Genomic DNA, 16,373 nt, shown 5'->3' with positions numbered 1-16,373 from the left:
AAAAAAGAATAATTACAAAATAATGGATATACTCTTATAATGATACATATTCCAGCAATTGACGGGTCGAAAAACCACTTATATCCTCTAATTAAGGATTTTATTCATCTTATAGCTCGCTCATGCTAAAAAATTAACGAATCCTGTTTGGTTACCTAAAAAAAGCCATTGAAACACTGAACTGCCCCGTAAAAGTTAGATTGATGTCTAACTTTTACGGGGCAGTTCATTTGCTGTTTCAATGGCTTTTTCTTTTATGCCTGATGAAAGGAGTAAGCTTGTACAGTATGACCATTGCGGCCAGTTGTTGTCTGTGCCTGCGATAACGAATTCAGTATCGCTTCCTCAGTCGCTTCCGCTGCGGCTGTAAACAATTGATTCATGATGGGATGATCCTCACGAAGCTGAATTCTTGTCTCTATAAGCTGATCAGCGGTATGAGGAATACAATATGCCGTCGTGAAGCCAATCACAATGTCACCACTACCATGTGAAAAATGACTGCCTGTCCGTCCTAAACCGATACCACAGCGTTTAATGACACGTGTCAATTGTCGACTACTTAGCGGGGCATCTGTCGCAAGGACAATGATAATGGAGCCATCTGTTGGTGATAGAGTAGATTGGTTTTGCATAGTTGAGACTTTGTAATGCTTAGCTAAAAACTCCCCACCTTGTCCAAAGTTACTAAGAACTAGGCAGCCTACTGTATAGTTCACTTCATTTGATTCTACTTTGACGATGCGAGAGGAAGAACCAATTCCTCCTTTATAGCCGAAACACATCATCCCCTTTCCTGCACCAACAGCGCCTTCCTGTGCCGTCTTTGTAGAGGCTTGGCGAATGGCTTCTATAGCATGACCAGGTGTCACTGGACAAGCTCGAATCGAATTAAGATAACTATCATTACACTCGCCTACAACGAGATTAATGGTTCCTGTTGTCAGTCCAATGTCTTCATTCCTATCAAGCATATAGCTTAATGTACCTTGTGTCACAGCTGGTACGCCAAAAGTATTGGTTAACATAATGGGCGATTCCAGTACACCTAGTTCATTCACTTGCACAAGTCCCGTTGTTTTCCCAAAGCCATTTAGTACATAGCTTGCCGCTGTTACCTTTTCCTGAAATACATTGCCTCCATGCGGTAAAATAGCTGTAACGCCTGTACACGCATAGGCACCATTCTGATCTAATGGCTCATCTAATGTCACATGTCCCACTTGGACTCCTTCTACATCCGTGATGCAGTTTTTCTGCCCAACTGGTAACATGCCAATTTCAATGCCCAATTGTCTTACTTTTCCCTGCATATTATGCCTCCTCCTGAACCGCCATTAATACAGCAGCCTGTGCATGGATCGCCGTTGTATCAAACACCGGAATGCTGACATCCTCCTGCTGAATCAATAAGCCGATTTCTGTGCAGCCCAAAATTACCCCTTGTGCCCCCGCATGTACAAGCTCCTCGATCACTTGGCTATAGTACGTTTTAGATGCTGGTACAATGGTGCCAAGACACAATTCATCGTAAATAATTCGGTTTACTTCCATTCGGTCGTTGCTGTCAGGCACGATCACCTCTATGCCAAAGCTTTCTACCCTTGCCTTATAAAACGCTTGCTCCATTGTGTATTTTGTGCCAAGAAGCGCTATTTTCTGTAGCCCCGCTTCTTTGATTTGCTTAGCTGTGGCATCCGCAATATGTAAAATAGGAATGGTTATAGCAGGCTCGATAACATCAATGACCTTATGCATTGTATTGGTACAAATGATGATTAGTTCTGCACCTGCCCGCTCCAGTGCTTGTGCAGCTTGAGCTAGCACCTCACCTGCTTTGTCCCACTCAGCGTTAGCTTGAAAATGCTCAATTTGCTGGAAATCTACACTAAACAAAATACATTTCGCAGAGTGTAAGCCCCCTAGTCTATGTTTAACCTGTTCATTGATAAGTCTGTAATATTCAGCAGATGACTCCCAGCTCATCCCACCAATTAAGCCGATTGTTTTCATGTCTACACCACTCCCTTTTTTCTATTATTATACGCCTCTCTCACACAAAAATAAGAGAATTTTCCAAAAGCAATAGATGACGATTGGAAAATAATACATAAAGGGAATTTTCGCAATTAATAAATTTAAAATATCAAAATCTTAGCATAATTCATTATATTAAAAAAAGTTGATTTTATATAAAAAAACAGTGTAGACTAAAGCGTATTGTGAAAGGAGGACAACTTATGGAATGGATCTCAACGATAGTTGATAGCGGAAATAATATTTTATGGACATATATCCTCATTATCTTACTTTTAGTAGCAGGATTATATTTTTCATTCGGTACGAAGTTTGTACAAATTCGTCTTTTTCCTGAAATGTTTCGTTTAATTGTAGAAAAAAGAGAGGGCGATTCGGGGGTTTCTCCGTTCCAGGCCTTTACCATTAGTGCTGCTTCACGTGTCGGCACAGGAAATATTACAGGGGTAGCTTTAGCCATTGGTGTAGGCGGACCTGGTGCAGTATTTTGGATGTGGATAATCGCAATTTTAGGGATGGCCACTGCCTTCATTGAAAGTACCTTAGCGCAGGTCTATAAAGTGAAGGATGGCGATACATTCCGTGGTGGACCGGCCTACTATATGGAGAAAGCGTTAGGTCAACGAAAGCTTGGCATTATTTTTAGTATTTTATTAACATTAAGCTTTGGCTTTATTTTTAATGCTGTGCAATCCAACACAATTGCCACTTCAGTCGGCGAAGCCTTCAATGTAAATCCAAAGATTATCGGGGCTATACTTGTCATGTTAACTGGATTAATTATTTTTGGTGGTGTCCATCGAATTGTAAAGGTGACACAAGTTCTTGTTCCAGTTATGGCCATCTTCTATTTACTTGTAGCTCTTTTGGTCGTGGTGACCAATTTATCGGAAATCCCACATGTTTTTTCATTAATTTTCACTCATGCGTTTGGCCTACAGGAAGCTGCTGGTGGCGCAATTGGGGCAGCAATCATGCAGGGCGTACGTCGCGGTTTATTTTCCAATGAAGCAGGGATGGGGAGTGTACCGAATGCTGCTGCGACTGCTAATACTTCGCATCCTGCTAAGCAAGGACTTGTACAAAGCTTAGGTGTCTTTTTTGATACGATTATGATTTGTACAGCCACTGCGTTTATCATTATTTTAGCGGGCTTATATGATAAAGGTGAGAGTAATGGTATTATCTTGACGCAAAACTCTTTAGCTGTTCATGTTGGTGATTGGGCTCCTTATTTTATTGCCATCTCCATCATTTTCTTTGCTTTTAGTTCAATTATTGGTAATTATTATTATGGTGAATCCAATATTGAATTTATGGATGCCCATAAAGCTTGGATGTTTTGCTATCGAATTTTAGTGTTAGTTATGGTTATGTTCGGCTCTATCGCACAGGTACAGCTTGTATGGAATCTTGCTGACCTCTTTATGGGGCTGATGGCGCTTATCAATATCGCCATTATTATGATGCTCGGTAAAGTTGCCTTCCTTGTGCTAGACGACTTTACTGAGCAACGTAGAGCAGGCAAAAATCCTGTCTTCTATGCAAAATCAATCCCAACCTTAAAAAATACTGACTGTTGGGAAGAAGAAGATCGATAAAATACTGAACGCCACTTCTAAGATTGGAGTGGCGTTTTTTGATAAAAACGGTTGCTTTGCTCTACTAGTACGGCATTTATTAACACTTAACGCCACCCCAAATTTGGAGTGGCGTTGTGCTTTAATATTTAAACTGACTAATCAGTAGCTTTAATTCATCCGCCATATGCGCGAGTGCTTGCGCAGAGGCATTGATTTCCTCCATTGAGGCTAATTGCTCCTCTGTTGATGCCGCTACATCCTCAGACGCCGCTGCATTGCCTTTCGCGGAGAATGCCAAATCTTCTGTTACTGCTGCTACCTCTTGAACACCTGCAGACATCTGTTCAGAGGCTGAAGAGACCTCCTCCATTTTAGGGGTAATTTCATTCATACTTGTCATAATGACTTGGAATTTTGCAATGGCTTCATCGGAAATATGCAATCCACTTTGCACATCCTCTGTAACCTTCGCCATAATACTGACAGATTGCTCCGTTTCTTGCTGAATCCCTCGGATAAGCTCAAATATTTGTTTAGCTGATTCCTGTGATTGCTCTGCAAGCTTCCGCACTTCGTCTGCCACAACTGCAAAGCCTTTCCCATGCTCTCCTGCTCTCGCTGCTTCGATAGCGGCATTTAAAGCAAGTAAATTTGTTTGATCTGCAATGCTTGTAATCACATCTAAAATGGATGTAATTTGCTGAGAGCGTTCATGCAATGTCTGGATTTTCGCATTGGAGTCTGCTACAGATAAATGAATGGATTGCATTTGATCCTTTGTATTTTGAACAGCTTGTCCACCCTCATCTGCCTGTAATGTCGCGTGCTGTGAAAGGTCCGTCACAGCGGAGGAGATTTCTGCAATATGCAGAATAGCAGTAGAAAGCTCATGTAAAGAAGCTGCATTTTTATTGGCACTTATCGTTTGAGAATCAGCGCTTGTTGCAACATCCTGAATGGAAATCGCCACTTTTTCCGTTGCAATGCTTGTCTGATTGGCATTGGCAGTTAGTTCTTCTGCTGAAGAAGCAACCTCCTCTGCATTTTGTTCAATTTTTTGAATTAGTGTCCGCAAGCTTTCTTGCATATCATTAAAGGCTTGTCCTAATTGACCAATCTCATCTTTTGACGTAATCGTTACTATTTCCGTGAGATCCCCTTTGCTGATTGTAACAGCACTATCCTTTAAGGCTTTAATTGGTTTAATGACAGCCCTCATTACAAAATAAAAAATGATGGAACTGATGATTATTGCTGCTATAAGGACTAGAATCGTATGGTATAAAATTGAGGAAGCAGACTCATCAATTTCTTTAGCAAAAATTGTTCCTGTTATTTTCCAATTTGTCAGCTCATTTGTCGTATAGAATAATAGACGATCATCACCATTAAAGACATATTCATACGTACCTGATGGACTTTCGTACATTTTATCAAGGAAGCTTTCTTTCAGCTCCCCACCCGCTTCCAGTGTAGGATGTGAAATGACCATCTTGTCCTCTCCAAAAATAGAAGGATACCCATTTTTTCCGATTCGAATTGAATCAGCAATTTTTTGAAGATCGGTTAATTTAATATCAATGGCCACAACTCCAGCCTGATCCTTCGTCTGCTTAGCAACTGTTACCACCATATCACCCGTCCCCGCATCCTTGTAAGGGTTGGTAATTAAGGTTTCTCCTTTTAAAGCTGTTGCATCTTTATACCAATCTCGATCTAATGGATTATAGTCTGCACCATTCAATTTTGGCTCCTGTGTAAATCGACCGTCATTCATGCCAATATAAACACTCAATACATCTGCATTAAGCTTTGTATATTGCTGAAATTTAGCCACAATCGAAGCTTGTGCTTCTTCATATTGGCGCACATCTATTTCACTACTAAATACATTGATATCACTCATTTTCTCACTAATCGTTTTGTCAATGAGCTTATTTAAAATGCCTACACTTTCATTGGCACTAAATAAAATTTCTTCTTCAATCGAGTCTTTTGCAGATAAATAAGACAAACTCCCAACAGATATGACAGGGATAAGTAATACTAGTGCAAATAGCGTATAAAGCTTGCCCTTAAAACTGCTAAATAGTTTCTTCATATATCAATCTCCTTTTGATTTTTTCTAAACCTCTCCCTCTCTTTATCTGCTTAACATTTCTCCCAAAGCTTTTATCGGACGAAAAAAATTTTTTCTAACATTTTTACGATTTTCATATTATTCAGGCTTTACCGACAAATAAAACCCCTGTAACTAGACAGGGGTCAATTGAATTTAGTATTTAAACGATTGAATGGATTCTTGCAGGTCTATTGCCATCTTTGCTAGATGGGTAGAGGCTGCTGCTACCTCCTCCATAGCTGCATTTTGTTCCTCTGAAGAGGCTGCAACACTTTGCACATGATGGCTTGATTTTATCGACACTTCACTCATATAGTCCATTTCCTGCACTAACTTTTCAATATCTTGATGAATTGCTTGAATGGCTGCCGTTACTAGCTCGGTCTGTGCTTGTACATCATTAATGGCATCATCAATTTGTATAAAGTTATCCCTTGCCACATTAACCTTTTCACGACCTACATGGACAGAATCATTACTATTAACCATATCTTCCTCGATAATCCTCGTGCTATCTGTAATTTGGGCCACTACTTTTTCAATATCGACTGCAGCAAGATTTGACTCATCTGCTAGCTTGCGGACTTCCTCTGCCACTACCGCAAAGCCTTTCCCATGCTCCCCGCTCCTTGCGGCTTCAATAGAGGCATTGATTGCTAGTAAATTGGTCTGTGTCGCTATACTCTTAATGACATTTACTGCTGATACAATCGCCGCTGTATTGTCATCTAAATCTTGCACACGTGTATTTAGCTCACTTGTGTTAGTAGAAATTTCATTCATTTGCGCTGTAACATCATGCACAGAAGAACGACCTGTTTGTGCCATATTTTTCGTGTTGACTGTTGCTTGATTCACGCTTTGAATGCTTGTTGAAATATCATTCATTTTCTTCAAAATATGCGCAGATAAATTTCGTACATCACCTGTTAATGTATCCTGCTGATCAATACCTTGTGCAATATCATGAATAGATTCTGTTACCACCTCTGTCGCCTGTGTAACCTCCATGCTACTTGCTGTTAGCTGTTCGGATGTTGCGGCAACTTGCTCAGAGGAGTTTCCGACTTGTTTCATCATGAGTCGAAGCTTTTCTGACATACTATTGAAGGAATCGGCTAAGTGCGCAAACTCATCCTTGGTTTTAAATTGTAAATGCGTATGCAAATTCCCTTCCGAAAACTTATCCATTTCAACTACTGTTTGTTGAATATTTTTTGCGATCCGTCTACCAAATAGTGTTGCAATGATAATGCTTATAAGTAGAGAAATAGCCACTAGAATCATAATTTCCAGGCCACTTCTTTCTCCTTTTTGCTTGGTAGCCTCAATATGAGCCTGCATATCTTCTTGCTGAGCTGTAGCCATCGTTTTTCCAAAGACAACCAATTTCTGAGAGCCCTCACCTAAAATCGGTAAAGCCATTTGTTGTGCTTGCTGATGATCCCCTCGCTGATAAAGAGGCACAATCTGCCCATCTATAGCCTTTTCCCAGTCGTCAAGCTGCGATAAAAATTGATCAAAATCTTGATTACTATCGCCTACTTCTTGAAGTCGATTAATCGACGTATGTAAGGTATTTCGGATTTCATGATGATTGTTGAGCATTTCTTCCTTGCCATATAACATATACCCACGAATAGCCGCATTCGCTCGTACGGTTTGGAACGAGATATCTTGATATAAATGGATTAATTCCGTATTGTCTTCGATTTCTGCTAATGTCTGATTATTATTATTCAAGTAGTACATAGCAATCCCTGAAATAAGCAGTAAAAAGATGAGGACAATACCAAAAGCAAATTGCAATTTCCGTTCCACAGTTAGTCTCATATGATTCCCTCTATTCTTCTATAATCCACTTGAGTATAGCCTACCTAAACCTATTAGCCTATAAAATCTATGCTCCTCCTCCTAAACTATCGCTAAAATTTAACAATAATGAGAATTTCGCATCTAAGCTATTGACAATAATATCCACTATTATACTAGTTGAAATAGGAAGTAATCATTTGGAAACCATAGAGATAACACCAAAAGAGCGGAAGAAGTAGAAGCATTTTCAGAAAATGACCTCTTTTTTCTAAAAACTCTCGCATGCCTGAAGTTAGCATCATCGCACTCAGTAATAGTAAGCTATGTTGAGCCCCATAAATCTGCATAGAGAATGTGATGACCAAGGGCAGGATGGCTGGATAAATAGAATCTGCTAGTGATCTTTTTTCCCTCGTATCGGAGGGAATGCTTTCTTTCTCTGTGGATTTAGCGGCTATTAGTTTCTTTACAAGCATATAGACAAGACCAAAAAATAAAATTGTATAAACAATAAATAATAGCCACGACATTTTGCTTTTCTCATTTAACAAATGAAAATAATCCTCAGCTTCTTGTGCTTGCAGTACATAATACAATCCTGTTTTTTGATCCATTAGGAAGAATCGTTCATCCTCGACTATTACTTTCAAGGCCGTTTCCTTGCCATTATGGAAGTGTATGTATAAATCACTTACTGCTTCATGGTCTGCTGGTCGACTGCTAAGGTCCTTTTTAGTTTGTAAAACTTGCTGAAGGCGATCTGTATCTTTCACCTCATAGCGGTCGACGTAGAATACTTGCTTTAATGGATATAAATAGTGCTCTTTGCCATTACTTCCAGACAAATACCAAGCCTCTTTAATTGATTGAATGGGAGTATGCAGCGGCACTAGCTCCTCCCGCTGCCTTTCATTGTAAATGAAGAGTAGTAGTGTGCTTATACTCAGAACCATGCCCAGAATAAGTGTATAAATATAACCACCCTTGTGCACTTTATCACCTCCTTTACCACTTTACATTTATAGTAATTATTGTCATATACGATTTACTACGCTAATAAGTTTCAGCTATACTTAAATAGAGGTGATGATGTATGAGTAGACCAGAATTATATGTACATTTAGTAGTCGGTCCTGATTGTGATTTTGAATCCATGGCCATTCGAGCGGCACTGGAATCCTTTGGTGCAGGAGTGACACTTGATTTAATTGGTAGACCAAATGATTTAATTGATATTTTATCTGGAAATGATCTTCCTCACAAAATGGATTATTTGCTATTAAACTTTCACGGCGATGAGGGGCGATTTTGTCTGCCTGAGCTAGGAGAAGAGGTATATGAAGAAAATGAACCAAGGAGTATCTATTTTGACCCTCAAGATGTCTTAACCTATTGTCAGCTACAGGGTGTCAAGGTCATTGCGGCAGGCTGTACATTAGGCTGGCAGCAGCTAGCGACAGCCTTTTTAGAGAGTGGCTGTCATTCCTACCTAGCTCCTGATGATTATATTGAGGGTAATGCTAATCTCATGTTTCTAATTCACTTTTTCTATGAGATAATCACAAATCATAGAAGTCAGCAGGAGGCATTTGAACTCGCTCAAGCGACCGACCTAGAAACAGCCTTATACAAGCTCTATTTAGCAGAAAAAAGATCGTAGCACCTACTACTTGGCTACGATTTTTCTTCTTTAGCGTTGATGTTTATCTAGCATGGCTTCAGTAAAAGCTTGTGACTGTCCTTTAGGAATACTGAGTGTTTGCCAATCAGAGCCCTTTACCAATTTGGCGATATAAATGATTTGACCGACGTGCTGTGCATAGTGCGCCATTTGTCTTTCAATAGCATCAATGACTGCTAGCCGCTCCCCTCTAATCGTAACATGTCCCTGTAAATCGGATTCTGTCAAACTCGCCAAGGCCTCTAAAAACACTTGCCACCCCTTGTCCCAAGCTGAGATGATTGCTTCTTTGGTGTGAAGACTATCCTCAAACTCATCATCTCGATTTCTCGTTGGCTTTTCTCCATCTGTCGTTAAAAAATCTGTCCAGCGGGAAATCATATTACCACTTACATGCTTTACAATCACTGCAATACTATTGGATTCTTCATTGTATGCCCAGTGCAATTGTGCCTCTTCCATTTGGGCAAGCGTTTTATCCCCTAGCTCTTTCACACTTTGAAATCTTTTCTGAACAACCTGTAAATAGGTTTGTGCTATTGTCATAGTCGAACCTCCATCCCCTCTTTTCTATCATTCTATTATAGCTCAATTGAAATGTCTCATGACTTATTCGCCAAGAATAAAATCTCTTGCAAGGATCGCCATTTTTTCTTGCACCTCCTGTGGGTCTCCCTCAAGTTGATACCCGATGTGATAGACATAGCCGTTATAGTAAGAATAAAACTCATTGGCTCTAGTAGTCATTTGAAAGATTCGCTTATCCGTCTCATCATAATTATAATAAGTATATACATAACCTCGTTCTGGTGACATCTCCCGATAAAACAGGGGATTCATAAAATTTAAGCCTATATTCGAAACTTTCATCCCTAAAGTTTCTTCCATATTTTTCGACTTCACATAGCTCGCTAAGGGATTATACTTTACATTTGTCACGGTAAAATTAATAAATTGTAAATCCACCCCAGTGGAGGATTTTTCTTTATAGCTAAATTGAAATTGCGTTTGTTTGCTACCATCCTCCATTTTTGCTGAAAGTGCATAGACCTCCTGTATATTTGGTTGAAATGGTAAATTTTCAGGATCAGTGAGATGAACGACATCCTCCAGTGATGTTGCTACTGATTGCATTGCCTCTAAACCTTGAAGTGGTGCATAATATTGGATATGTTTTGCCTGACTTAAATAATTAGCAAGTGGAAAAAAATTACTGAATGCTGTGTCTTTGCCCTCCACTTCTGTTTGAAATAAATCTGTGAATGTAGGTGTTACCCCTTCATCCTGTGTCGCCAGCTCATCCATCGGTTTGGCGGCTTGCCAGGCAATAAATAGTAAAATAGAGCAGGTAATCATCATCGTAACGACACGATATGCCCACCTTGGCTTGGGCATAATAGGCTCTTGCTGAATTTGTTGTCGAACCTTTTGAATAATGGCTTCCTTATGTGCTGAAACATCTTGTAGTATCTGCATTGTATGTTTATCCATGGAAAAGCACCTCCCACTCAATATGTTGTAACTCTACTTTTAATAGCTCCTTTCCTTTCTTTAAACGCGATTTCACAGTACCTTCAGGAATCGCAAGTAGCTCCGCAATCTCTTTAATCGTCATCTCCTCCAAGTAAAAATAGACAATCGCTTCTCGTGGCTTGAGTGGTAAGCTTAAAATGGCATCATCTAACAGCGTTTGTTCATCTTGACGAATCAGTGTGTCCGGCAATGTTGATTTTTGTTTGGTAAAAAATTTATGCTGAAATGTTATTTTTCTGTATGCCCAGCTTTTTAAATAATCCTTGCATTTATTGATTGTCATGCGAGCTAAATATGCCTTCATCTCTCCTCGTTCCTCATAGTGTTTTTGATGATAGAACTTAATAAACACATCCTGTACAATATCCTCGGCTATTTGTAAATCCTTTGTATAGTAATAAGCAATTCGAAACAATTGCTCCGTATGTATAGCCATTAACTGCTCGAATTTTTCATGATCAGACACGCCATCACCCTCCTTCTACACTATAAACGACTCCCAACCAGAAAAAGATTATTTTTCCAGATAGAAAAACATATAAAAAACCGCCTCAACCATTTGAGACGGTTTATTGTTACTTTATAAATTTTCATCAATATATGTTTCGATATCAGAAGCTATCGTATCTATCGGTACATCTTCAATGTTTTCAGCATAGCCATTATACATTTTGACGAGGACACCATCTTTATCGACTAAGAAAAATTGATTACCATGAATGACTTGGTCACTGTTAGGGTCGTTTTTCACTAAAATCTTTGTATTTTTCACCGCAAATTGTTCGATATATTTCTGTGAATACCCTGTAAGAAGGTTCCATTTAGATTCATCTGGAACATTGTATTTACTAAGATAATTCGCTAACACATCTGGCTGATCAACATCAGGATCTACTGAAAAGGCAACAATGTTATAGTCCTCTACGCCTTTTTTCTGAAGCTTTTCTTGGACTTGTGCCATGTTTAATGACATGGGCGGGCAGATGGACACACAGTTTGTGAAAATATACATGCCAATCCAAGGCTTACCTTTTAAGCTTTCAAGCGAAACCGTTTCACCACGTTGATTAACATGTTCGAAATCGGGTATTTCTAGACTATAATCTGCTTTAAATTTTGAATTTCCGCATGCGCCTAAAACAGATGCACAGGCTAACAGCAGCACTAGCCCTATTAATTTACGTTTCATGTCAACACTCTCCCTAACCTACACTATCCCCATCCTAACGTAGGTTGTAAGCGTTGACAAGAACTTCTAAGTGACAGCTTTCGTACATCTTTGTGAAATCCATTTCATTTTAATGAAACAAGTGCAGCATGTATCGCATCGAGCTTTACTTCGACGCGGTGCAATAAATAAAATGACACTAGAATCGGAAAACCGATATCGGATATCATGTTCAACCACTGTTCCACCCTTCTCCTCCTCTCTTCCGTTAAAAATGGTCTTTGCACTTCTCGTAGCAAAGACCATTGTTGAATTATTCTGTTACTACTTCAAATTCTGTTACTTGACGATCTACAATACGAGCTCCCTTGATGGCTGACAGTGCACCACCTTGCCCAGTAAAGACATTTTTAGCCATAATCGTTGCCATTGCCTGCTGAATGTCAGTCACCGTGATATTCGGCTTCGGTGCATCAATCGAAAGAGTTGTCGTTTTCCCATCAGTTGTTGCAAAGTGTAATTCTAGAACTTGTGTCATTTTGTGATCCCTCCTTAAGATAAATCATGTGTTTCCTGTTTCGCAATGCCAGCCAGTGACTGTGATGAAAGACTAGCAATCGCATAAGCAACAGCTAACAAATCGTCCGCGCTATGTGTGTTGTTAATATTTCGATATGATTTCGTGGTGAACGTTGGTTCATTGTTCTCATCATAGCCATCCACATACTTGAGACGTAGTGTAGCATTTACAAAGTTAACATTAGCCATGTAGCTTCACCTCCCTTCTGCACACTATATAAAGGCGAATTGCTAAAAAAGGGACATTAAGGATGAATTTTTTTTCAGAAGCTTTTATAATAGAGTGAGAGAAGGCAAAGAGGTGAACGATTTGTTACAAGGTTGGTTTTTATGGTTTATTTTATTTTGGGTTGTCGTCCTCATTTCATTGATGGCTATTGGCGGATTCTTCATGTTCCGCAAATTTTTAAAGGCTCTCCCAAAGCAGGATGGAAAATCAGATTTAGATTGGCAAGAATATTATTTAGATAAAACCGTTCACTTGTGGGGACAAGCTGAAAAAGAATTACTCTATGAACTCGTAAGCCCCGTCCCTGAGCTTTTTAGACAAGTGGCGAAGGAAAAAATTGCAGGAAAAATTGGCGAGCTCGCATTAGAAGAAAAAGCAGCAGCCATTAACAATGACCTCATTATTCGCGGCTATATCCAAGCAACACCAAAACGCGATCACAAATTTTTACGCAAAAAATTAGAGCAAATGCAAATTGACATCTCCCCCTACGAACATCTATTCGAATGAGTAAACGCTGCACAAATCTTTGTGCAGCGTTTTTACTTAGCTATGGGATATTGTCTTAACCTGTGTTTTTAAGAAGCTATCCTGCACTTTGCTAGCTTTATCCTCTTCATTTGGACCTCTATCCATGCTTTGCTGCTCTATCCTCTACTTTTTTGAGGCTATCCAGTTCCTCCCACGCTTAAAAGCATAAAAAAACTACACTAGCTTCAGTACTAGTGTAGTTTTGGAATTGTTTTTTTGACGCGTTTAAACTGGATGAGCATTGCAATACGCCAAGGTACTAACATGGCAAAGGCTAATATCCAGAACATACCTGCTAATTCACCGACATCAATGGAGCTACTTAAAATCATTTTCGCCACCACTCGGAATATTAACAATCCGATTAATATAAAAGCGAATGCTTTTGAACGTTTTAAATAAATATCTCGACCCTTTACTTCGAATTTAGAAGTAGCAATTAATATTGTCGAGAACACCATTCCTACAGCTGCCGCCTCTAAGATTTGCATTGGTGGTACACGGAATTGCTCAAATAAAAACATCAGTGCACCTGAGGACATCGCTATTGGTGGAATAATAATTTTCTTCTCATTTGTCGGCATTTTGGAAGCTCTCATTCGTATGACCATCACAAAGCTTCCCATAAGAATGGCCATAATGGTCGACCCTATAACATAATAGTGAGAAGGGATGCTGCTTAACATAAAAAAATCCTCCTCTAATGTCTAATTAACAATTTTGTCCAAGTAATTGATCAGCAACAGCCTTTAATCGTTCTGGCTCGAAAGGCTTTGTAATAAAATCCTTTGCCCCACTCTCAATCGCTTCTACGATTAATTTTTGCTGACCTAATGCTGTTACCATAATGATTTTTGCATCTGGAAATTCTGGGATGATTTTTTTTACGGCTGCAATACCTGTCATAACGGGCATCGTTACATCCATTGTGACTAAATCTGGTTGTAACTCTCGATACATCGCCACAGCTTCCTTACCATTTACTGCCTTACCGACTACCTCATAACCCCATTCTGTAAACATATTACTGATTGCAACACGCATAAATAGCGTATCATCTACTACTAAAACTGTAGGCACATGTTCATCTCCCTCCACGTTAAAGTTCGGTATGCCTCTTTAGTTTAACAAATTAAAACCCTGTAAATCCACCGAAAATAGGCTGTAAAACACGTGTAATATACGTTAAGCCATCAAAGAATAATAAAATCCCAACGGCAATCATGATGTACCCGCCGACTTTTACAATTTTCTGGCTGTGTGTACGAATCCAAGTCATTCGTGAAATGAAGAAAGATAGCACGAAGAATGGAATGGCAAATCCTAAATAATACGCAAACATATAGCTAAAGCCCGCACCTGGGTTAGTACTTGCTAACATGATAATCGATGCAAGGATTGGTCCTGTACATGGTGTCCAGCCTGCCGCAAAGGCAATACCAATTAAGACAGACCCAAAATAGCCAGATGGTCTATTTTTAAATTGGAACTTTCGATCCTTCATTAAGAAGTCTATCTGCAATAATCCCACAATCATTAAACCGAATACGACGATTAAAATAGCCCCAACCTGTCGTAATAATGTTTGATAATTCAGGAAGAATTCTGCTGCATATGAAGCACTTAGTCCAATAATAATAAAGATAATGGAAAAGCCTAGTAAAAAGAATAGTGTGTGGAAAATGGCACGTTTTTGTAGCATGCCTTTTTCTGATTTTAGCTCATCTAATGTCATACCCGTTATGTACGATAAAAATGCTGGATATAGTGGAAGAGTACATGGTGAAATAAAACTTAAGAACCCTGCACCAAAAGCTAAAAATACGTTAATATCAGATCCCATATTTTTTATTCGCTCCTTACAGTTACTGCATCCATCGTACCAAAAAACAAAATAAAAAGCGCCCTTCTAGTTTGTGAACGTTTCATGGCAAAATGATGAGATTTTTGAGAAGTCCCATCAAGCTACTTCTGCATTATGCGCTCCTGTTGATTTTCTGTCAACAAAATCCGCCAATCTTCCCCCTTTTGCAAAAAGAGTATAGCTAATTTTTCTACCTTTTTCTTGACAGTGTCGATTACTTGTCATTAATGTTGAAAGAAGCTTCTGTTTTTCATAGACACTATCACGCCCATGTTATAGTAAGAAACTATTTATTTTAGACTCATCTTTTAAATCATCTGGATATACAGTCATCAGATGACCTTATTATATGTTTATATGTTTATATGTTTCATTATTATTTCTTTAAATTTCGACAGTCCTCTACTCTACACAACGTGTTCATGGTAAACCATGAGTAAATGACTTATTTTCATGTATAATGGTGATAGCAAATGAGCGAAAAAAGAGGTGTAGCCCTTGGAATTAAGAAAGATTAGACCAAAAAAGATCTATGAAGAAGTATCCGAAATCTTGCATGAAAAAATTCGAGCTGGTGTCCTAAAGCCTGGTGATCGGCTTGACTCAGTTGAGCAGCTTGCCGAGCAATTACAAGTGAGTCGTTCCGCTGTACGGGAGGCATTATCTGCATTAAAAGCAATGGGATTGATTGAAATCAAACAAGGCTCTGGAACGTTTGTCAAAAGTGTGCCAGCCCATCAGCTTGACTTTCCTTTATCCACCGCTATGTTAACGAATAGACAGGATATTGCTCATTTACTAGAAGTGCGCAAAATTATTGAGGTGGGAGCAGCAGGACGTGCAGCCCTCCAACGTACAGATCAGGATATTCAGGCAATGGTACAAATTTTAGAGGATATGAAGCAGGCACATGGTGATGGCGAGCTTGGTGAAAAAGCAGATTATCAATTTCATGCAGCTATTTCCAATGCCTCTCAAAATCCACTACTCACTACAATTTTAGATCAAATTTCTGGTTTAATGATCGAAACGATGAAAGAGACACGGCGAATTTGGTTGTACTCACAACAAACAACGAGCGAACAATTATATGATGAACATATGCAGATTTTCCTCGCGATTAAACAGCAAAATGAAGAGCTAGCCAAACATGCAATGGCATCTCATCTAAGCAATGTTGAAAAAGTGCTATTACAATATTTCGAAACAACAGAATCCAATTCACACTAAA

The 16,373-nt window shown here is 39.2% G+C and carries 19 protein-coding genes; 4 read left to right on the top strand and 15 right to left on the bottom strand.

Annotated features, from left to right (window positions below):
- Positions 1-254: 254 nt before the first annotated feature.
- A complete protein-coding gene (locus tag LCP48_RS08890) occupies positions 255-1,313 on the bottom strand; it encodes a DmpA family aminopeptidase (RefSeq protein ID WP_004229442.1) in 1,059 nt (352 codons plus the stop codon).
- A 1-nt stretch (position 1,314) separates the two neighbouring features.
- Entirely contained in the window at positions 1,315-2,013 is a 699-nt protein-coding gene (locus LCP48_RS08885) for an aspartate/glutamate racemase family protein (RefSeq protein ID WP_004229443.1), read from the bottom strand.
- A gap of 227 nt (positions 2,014-2,240) precedes the next feature.
- On the opposite strand from LCP48_RS08885, the gene LCP48_RS08880 reads away from it, so the two are divergent.
- Positions 2,241-3,638 carry an alanine/glycine:cation symporter family protein gene (locus tag LCP48_RS08880; protein WP_004229444.1) on the top strand — a complete coding sequence of 466 codons (1,398 nt, stop codon included), beginning with the start codon at positions 2,241-2,243 and terminating at the stop codon, positions 3,636-3,638.
- A 121-nt stretch (positions 3,639-3,759) separates the two neighbouring features.
- On the opposite strand, the gene LCP48_RS08875 is transcribed toward LCP48_RS08880, so the two are convergent.
- The 3 genes from LCP48_RS08875 to LCP48_RS08865 form a co-directional block, all read right to left on the bottom strand.
- Positions 3,760-5,721: a methyl-accepting chemotaxis protein gene (locus tag LCP48_RS08875; protein WP_004229450.1), complete on the bottom strand. Its 1,962-nt coding sequence runs from the start codon at positions 5,719-5,721 to the stop codon at positions 3,760-3,762.
- Between the two features lie 174 nt (positions 5,722-5,895).
- Complete coding sequence (locus LCP48_RS08870) at positions 5,896-7,575, bottom strand: methyl-accepting chemotaxis protein (protein ID WP_225340872.1); 1,680 nt, start codon at positions 7,573-7,575, stop codon at positions 5,896-5,898.
- 155 nt (positions 7,576-7,730) lie between these two features.
- The gene (locus LCP48_RS08865; RefSeq protein WP_225340871.1) at positions 7,731-8,447 is read right to left on the bottom strand and encodes a hypothetical protein; all 717 of its coding nucleotides are present in this window, start codon (positions 8,445-8,447) and stop codon (positions 7,731-7,733) included.
- A gap of 203 nt (positions 8,448-8,650) precedes the next feature.
- Here LCP48_RS08865 and LCP48_RS08860 point away from each other — a divergent pair, with 203 nt between their 5' ends.
- Positions 8,651-9,217, top strand: a complete 567-nt coding sequence (locus LCP48_RS08860; protein ID WP_004229454.1) for a hypothetical protein — start codon at positions 8,651-8,653, stop codon at positions 9,215-9,217.
- 30 nt (positions 9,218-9,247) lie between these two features.
- Here the strand turns inward: LCP48_RS08860 and LCP48_RS08855 are convergent, their stop codons facing one another.
- The 7 genes from LCP48_RS08855 to LCP48_RS08825 form a co-directional block, all read right to left on the bottom strand.
- Positions 9,248-9,784: a DUF1572 family protein gene (locus tag LCP48_RS08855; protein ID WP_004229455.1), complete on the bottom strand. Its 537-nt coding sequence runs from the start codon at positions 9,782-9,784 to the stop codon at positions 9,248-9,250.
- Positions 9,785-9,847: 63 nt separating this feature from the next.
- A complete protein-coding gene (locus LCP48_RS08850) occupies positions 9,848-10,729 on the bottom strand; it encodes a hypothetical protein (protein ID WP_225340870.1) in 882 nt (293 codons plus the stop codon).
- A complete protein-coding gene (locus LCP48_RS08845) occupies positions 10,722-11,237 on the bottom strand; it encodes a sigma-70 family RNA polymerase sigma factor (protein ID WP_004229457.1) in 516 nt (171 codons plus the stop codon). Before LCP48_RS08845 ends, LCP48_RS08850 begins: the two co-directional genes overlap by 8 nt.
- Before the next feature lie 114 nt (positions 11,238-11,351).
- Positions 11,352-11,960 (bottom strand): SCO family protein, encoded by a 609-nt coding sequence (locus tag LCP48_RS08840; protein WP_225340869.1) that lies wholly within the window; start codon positions 11,958-11,960, stop codon positions 11,352-11,354.
- A 104-nt stretch (positions 11,961-12,064) separates the two neighbouring features.
- Positions 12,065-12,187: a YvrJ family protein gene (locus LCP48_RS08835; RefSeq protein WP_004229459.1), complete on the bottom strand. Its 123-nt coding sequence runs from the start codon at positions 12,185-12,187 to the stop codon at positions 12,065-12,067.
- 65 nt (positions 12,188-12,252) lie between these two features.
- Entirely contained in the window at positions 12,253-12,477 is a 225-nt protein-coding gene (locus LCP48_RS08830; RefSeq protein WP_004229462.1) for a DUF2922 domain-containing protein, read from the bottom strand.
- Between the two features lie 14 nt (positions 12,478-12,491).
- Complete coding sequence (locus LCP48_RS08825) at positions 12,492-12,707, bottom strand: DUF1659 domain-containing protein (RefSeq protein WP_004229465.1); 216 nt, start codon at positions 12,705-12,707, stop codon at positions 12,492-12,494.
- Between the two features lie 121 nt (positions 12,708-12,828).
- Here LCP48_RS08825 and LCP48_RS08820 point away from each other — a divergent pair, with 121 nt between their 5' ends.
- A complete protein-coding gene (locus LCP48_RS08820; RefSeq protein WP_004229468.1) occupies positions 12,829-13,257 on the top strand; it encodes a DUF2621 domain-containing protein in 429 nt (142 codons plus the stop codon).
- A gap of 212 nt (positions 13,258-13,469) precedes the next feature.
- On the opposite strand, the gene LCP48_RS08815 is transcribed toward LCP48_RS08820, so the two are convergent.
- Genes LCP48_RS08815 through LCP48_RS08805 form a run of 3 tightly spaced genes read right to left on the bottom strand, consistent with a single transcriptional unit; the run spans position 13,470 to position 15,121 of the window.
- The gene (locus LCP48_RS08815; RefSeq protein WP_004229470.1) at positions 13,470-13,964 is read right to left on the bottom strand and encodes a CcdC family protein; all 495 of its coding nucleotides are present in this window, start codon (positions 13,962-13,964) and stop codon (positions 13,470-13,472) included.
- A 25-nt stretch (positions 13,965-13,989) separates the two neighbouring features.
- Positions 13,990-14,376, bottom strand: a complete 387-nt coding sequence (locus tag LCP48_RS08810) for a response regulator (RefSeq protein ID WP_004229473.1) — start codon at positions 14,374-14,376, stop codon at positions 13,990-13,992.
- Positions 14,377-14,410: 34 nt separating this feature from the next.
- Complete coding sequence (locus LCP48_RS08805; protein ID WP_004229475.1) at positions 14,411-15,121, bottom strand: cytochrome c biogenesis CcdA family protein; 711 nt, start codon at positions 15,119-15,121, stop codon at positions 14,411-14,413.
- A 519-nt stretch (positions 15,122-15,640) separates the two neighbouring features.
- Between LCP48_RS08805 and LCP48_RS08800 the strand changes: the two genes are divergently transcribed.
- Positions 15,641-16,372 (top strand): FadR/GntR family transcriptional regulator, encoded by a 732-nt coding sequence (locus LCP48_RS08800; RefSeq protein WP_004229477.1) that lies wholly within the window; start codon positions 15,641-15,643, stop codon positions 16,370-16,372.
- Position 16,373 lies beyond the last annotated feature (1 nt).

Origin of the sequence: Lysinibacillus capsici (assembly GCF_020217405.1) — a bacterium.
GTDB classification, from domain to species: Bacteria; Bacillota; Bacilli; order Bacillales_A; family Planococcaceae; genus Lysinibacillus; species Lysinibacillus capsici.
This window is presented reverse-complemented; position numbering and strand designations above follow the sequence as displayed.

Coding starts and splice junctions, on each gene's coding strand:
- LCP48_RS08870 (WP_225340872.1), bottom strand. CDS start 7,575: ATGAGACTAACTGTGGAACGGAAATTGCAATTTGCTTTTGGTATTGTC.
- LCP48_RS08855 (WP_004229455.1), bottom strand. CDS start 9,784: ATGACAATAGCACAAACCTATTTACAGGTTGTTCAGAAAAGATTTCAA.
- LCP48_RS08830 (WP_004229462.1), bottom strand. CDS start 12,477: ATGACACAAGTTCTAGAATTACACTTTGCAACAACTGATGGGAAAACG.
- LCP48_RS08875 (WP_004229450.1), bottom strand. CDS start 5,721: ATGAAGAAACTATTTAGCAGTTTTAAGGGCAAGCTTTATACGCTATTT.
- LCP48_RS08805 (WP_004229475.1), bottom strand. CDS start 15,121: ATGGGATCTGATATTAACGTATTTTTAGCTTTTGGTGCAGGGTTCTTA.
- LCP48_RS08890 (WP_004229442.1), bottom strand. CDS start 1,313: ATGCAGGGAAAAGTAAGACAATTGGGCATTGAAATTGGCATGTTACCA.
- LCP48_RS08880 (WP_004229444.1), top strand. CDS start 2,241: ATGGAATGGATCTCAACGATAGTTGATAGCGGAAATAATATTTTATGG.
- LCP48_RS08860 (WP_004229454.1), top strand. CDS start 8,651: ATGAGTAGACCAGAATTATATGTACATTTAGTAGTCGGTCCTGATTGT.
- LCP48_RS08850 (WP_225340870.1), bottom strand. CDS start 10,729: ATGGATAAACATACAATGCAGATACTACAAGATGTTTCAGCACATAAG.
- LCP48_RS08885 (WP_004229443.1), bottom strand. CDS start 2,013: ATGAAAACAATCGGCTTAATTGGTGGGATGAGCTGGGAGTCATCTGCT.
- LCP48_RS08825 (WP_004229465.1), bottom strand. CDS start 12,707: ATGGCTAATGTTAACTTTGTAAATGCTACACTACGTCTCAAGTATGTG.
- LCP48_RS08840 (WP_225340869.1), bottom strand. CDS start 11,960: ATGAAACGTAAATTAATAGGGCTAGTGCTGCTGTTAGCCTGTGCATCT.
- LCP48_RS08815 (WP_004229470.1), bottom strand. CDS start 13,964: ATGTTAAGCAGCATCCCTTCTCACTATTATGTTATAGGGTCGACCATT.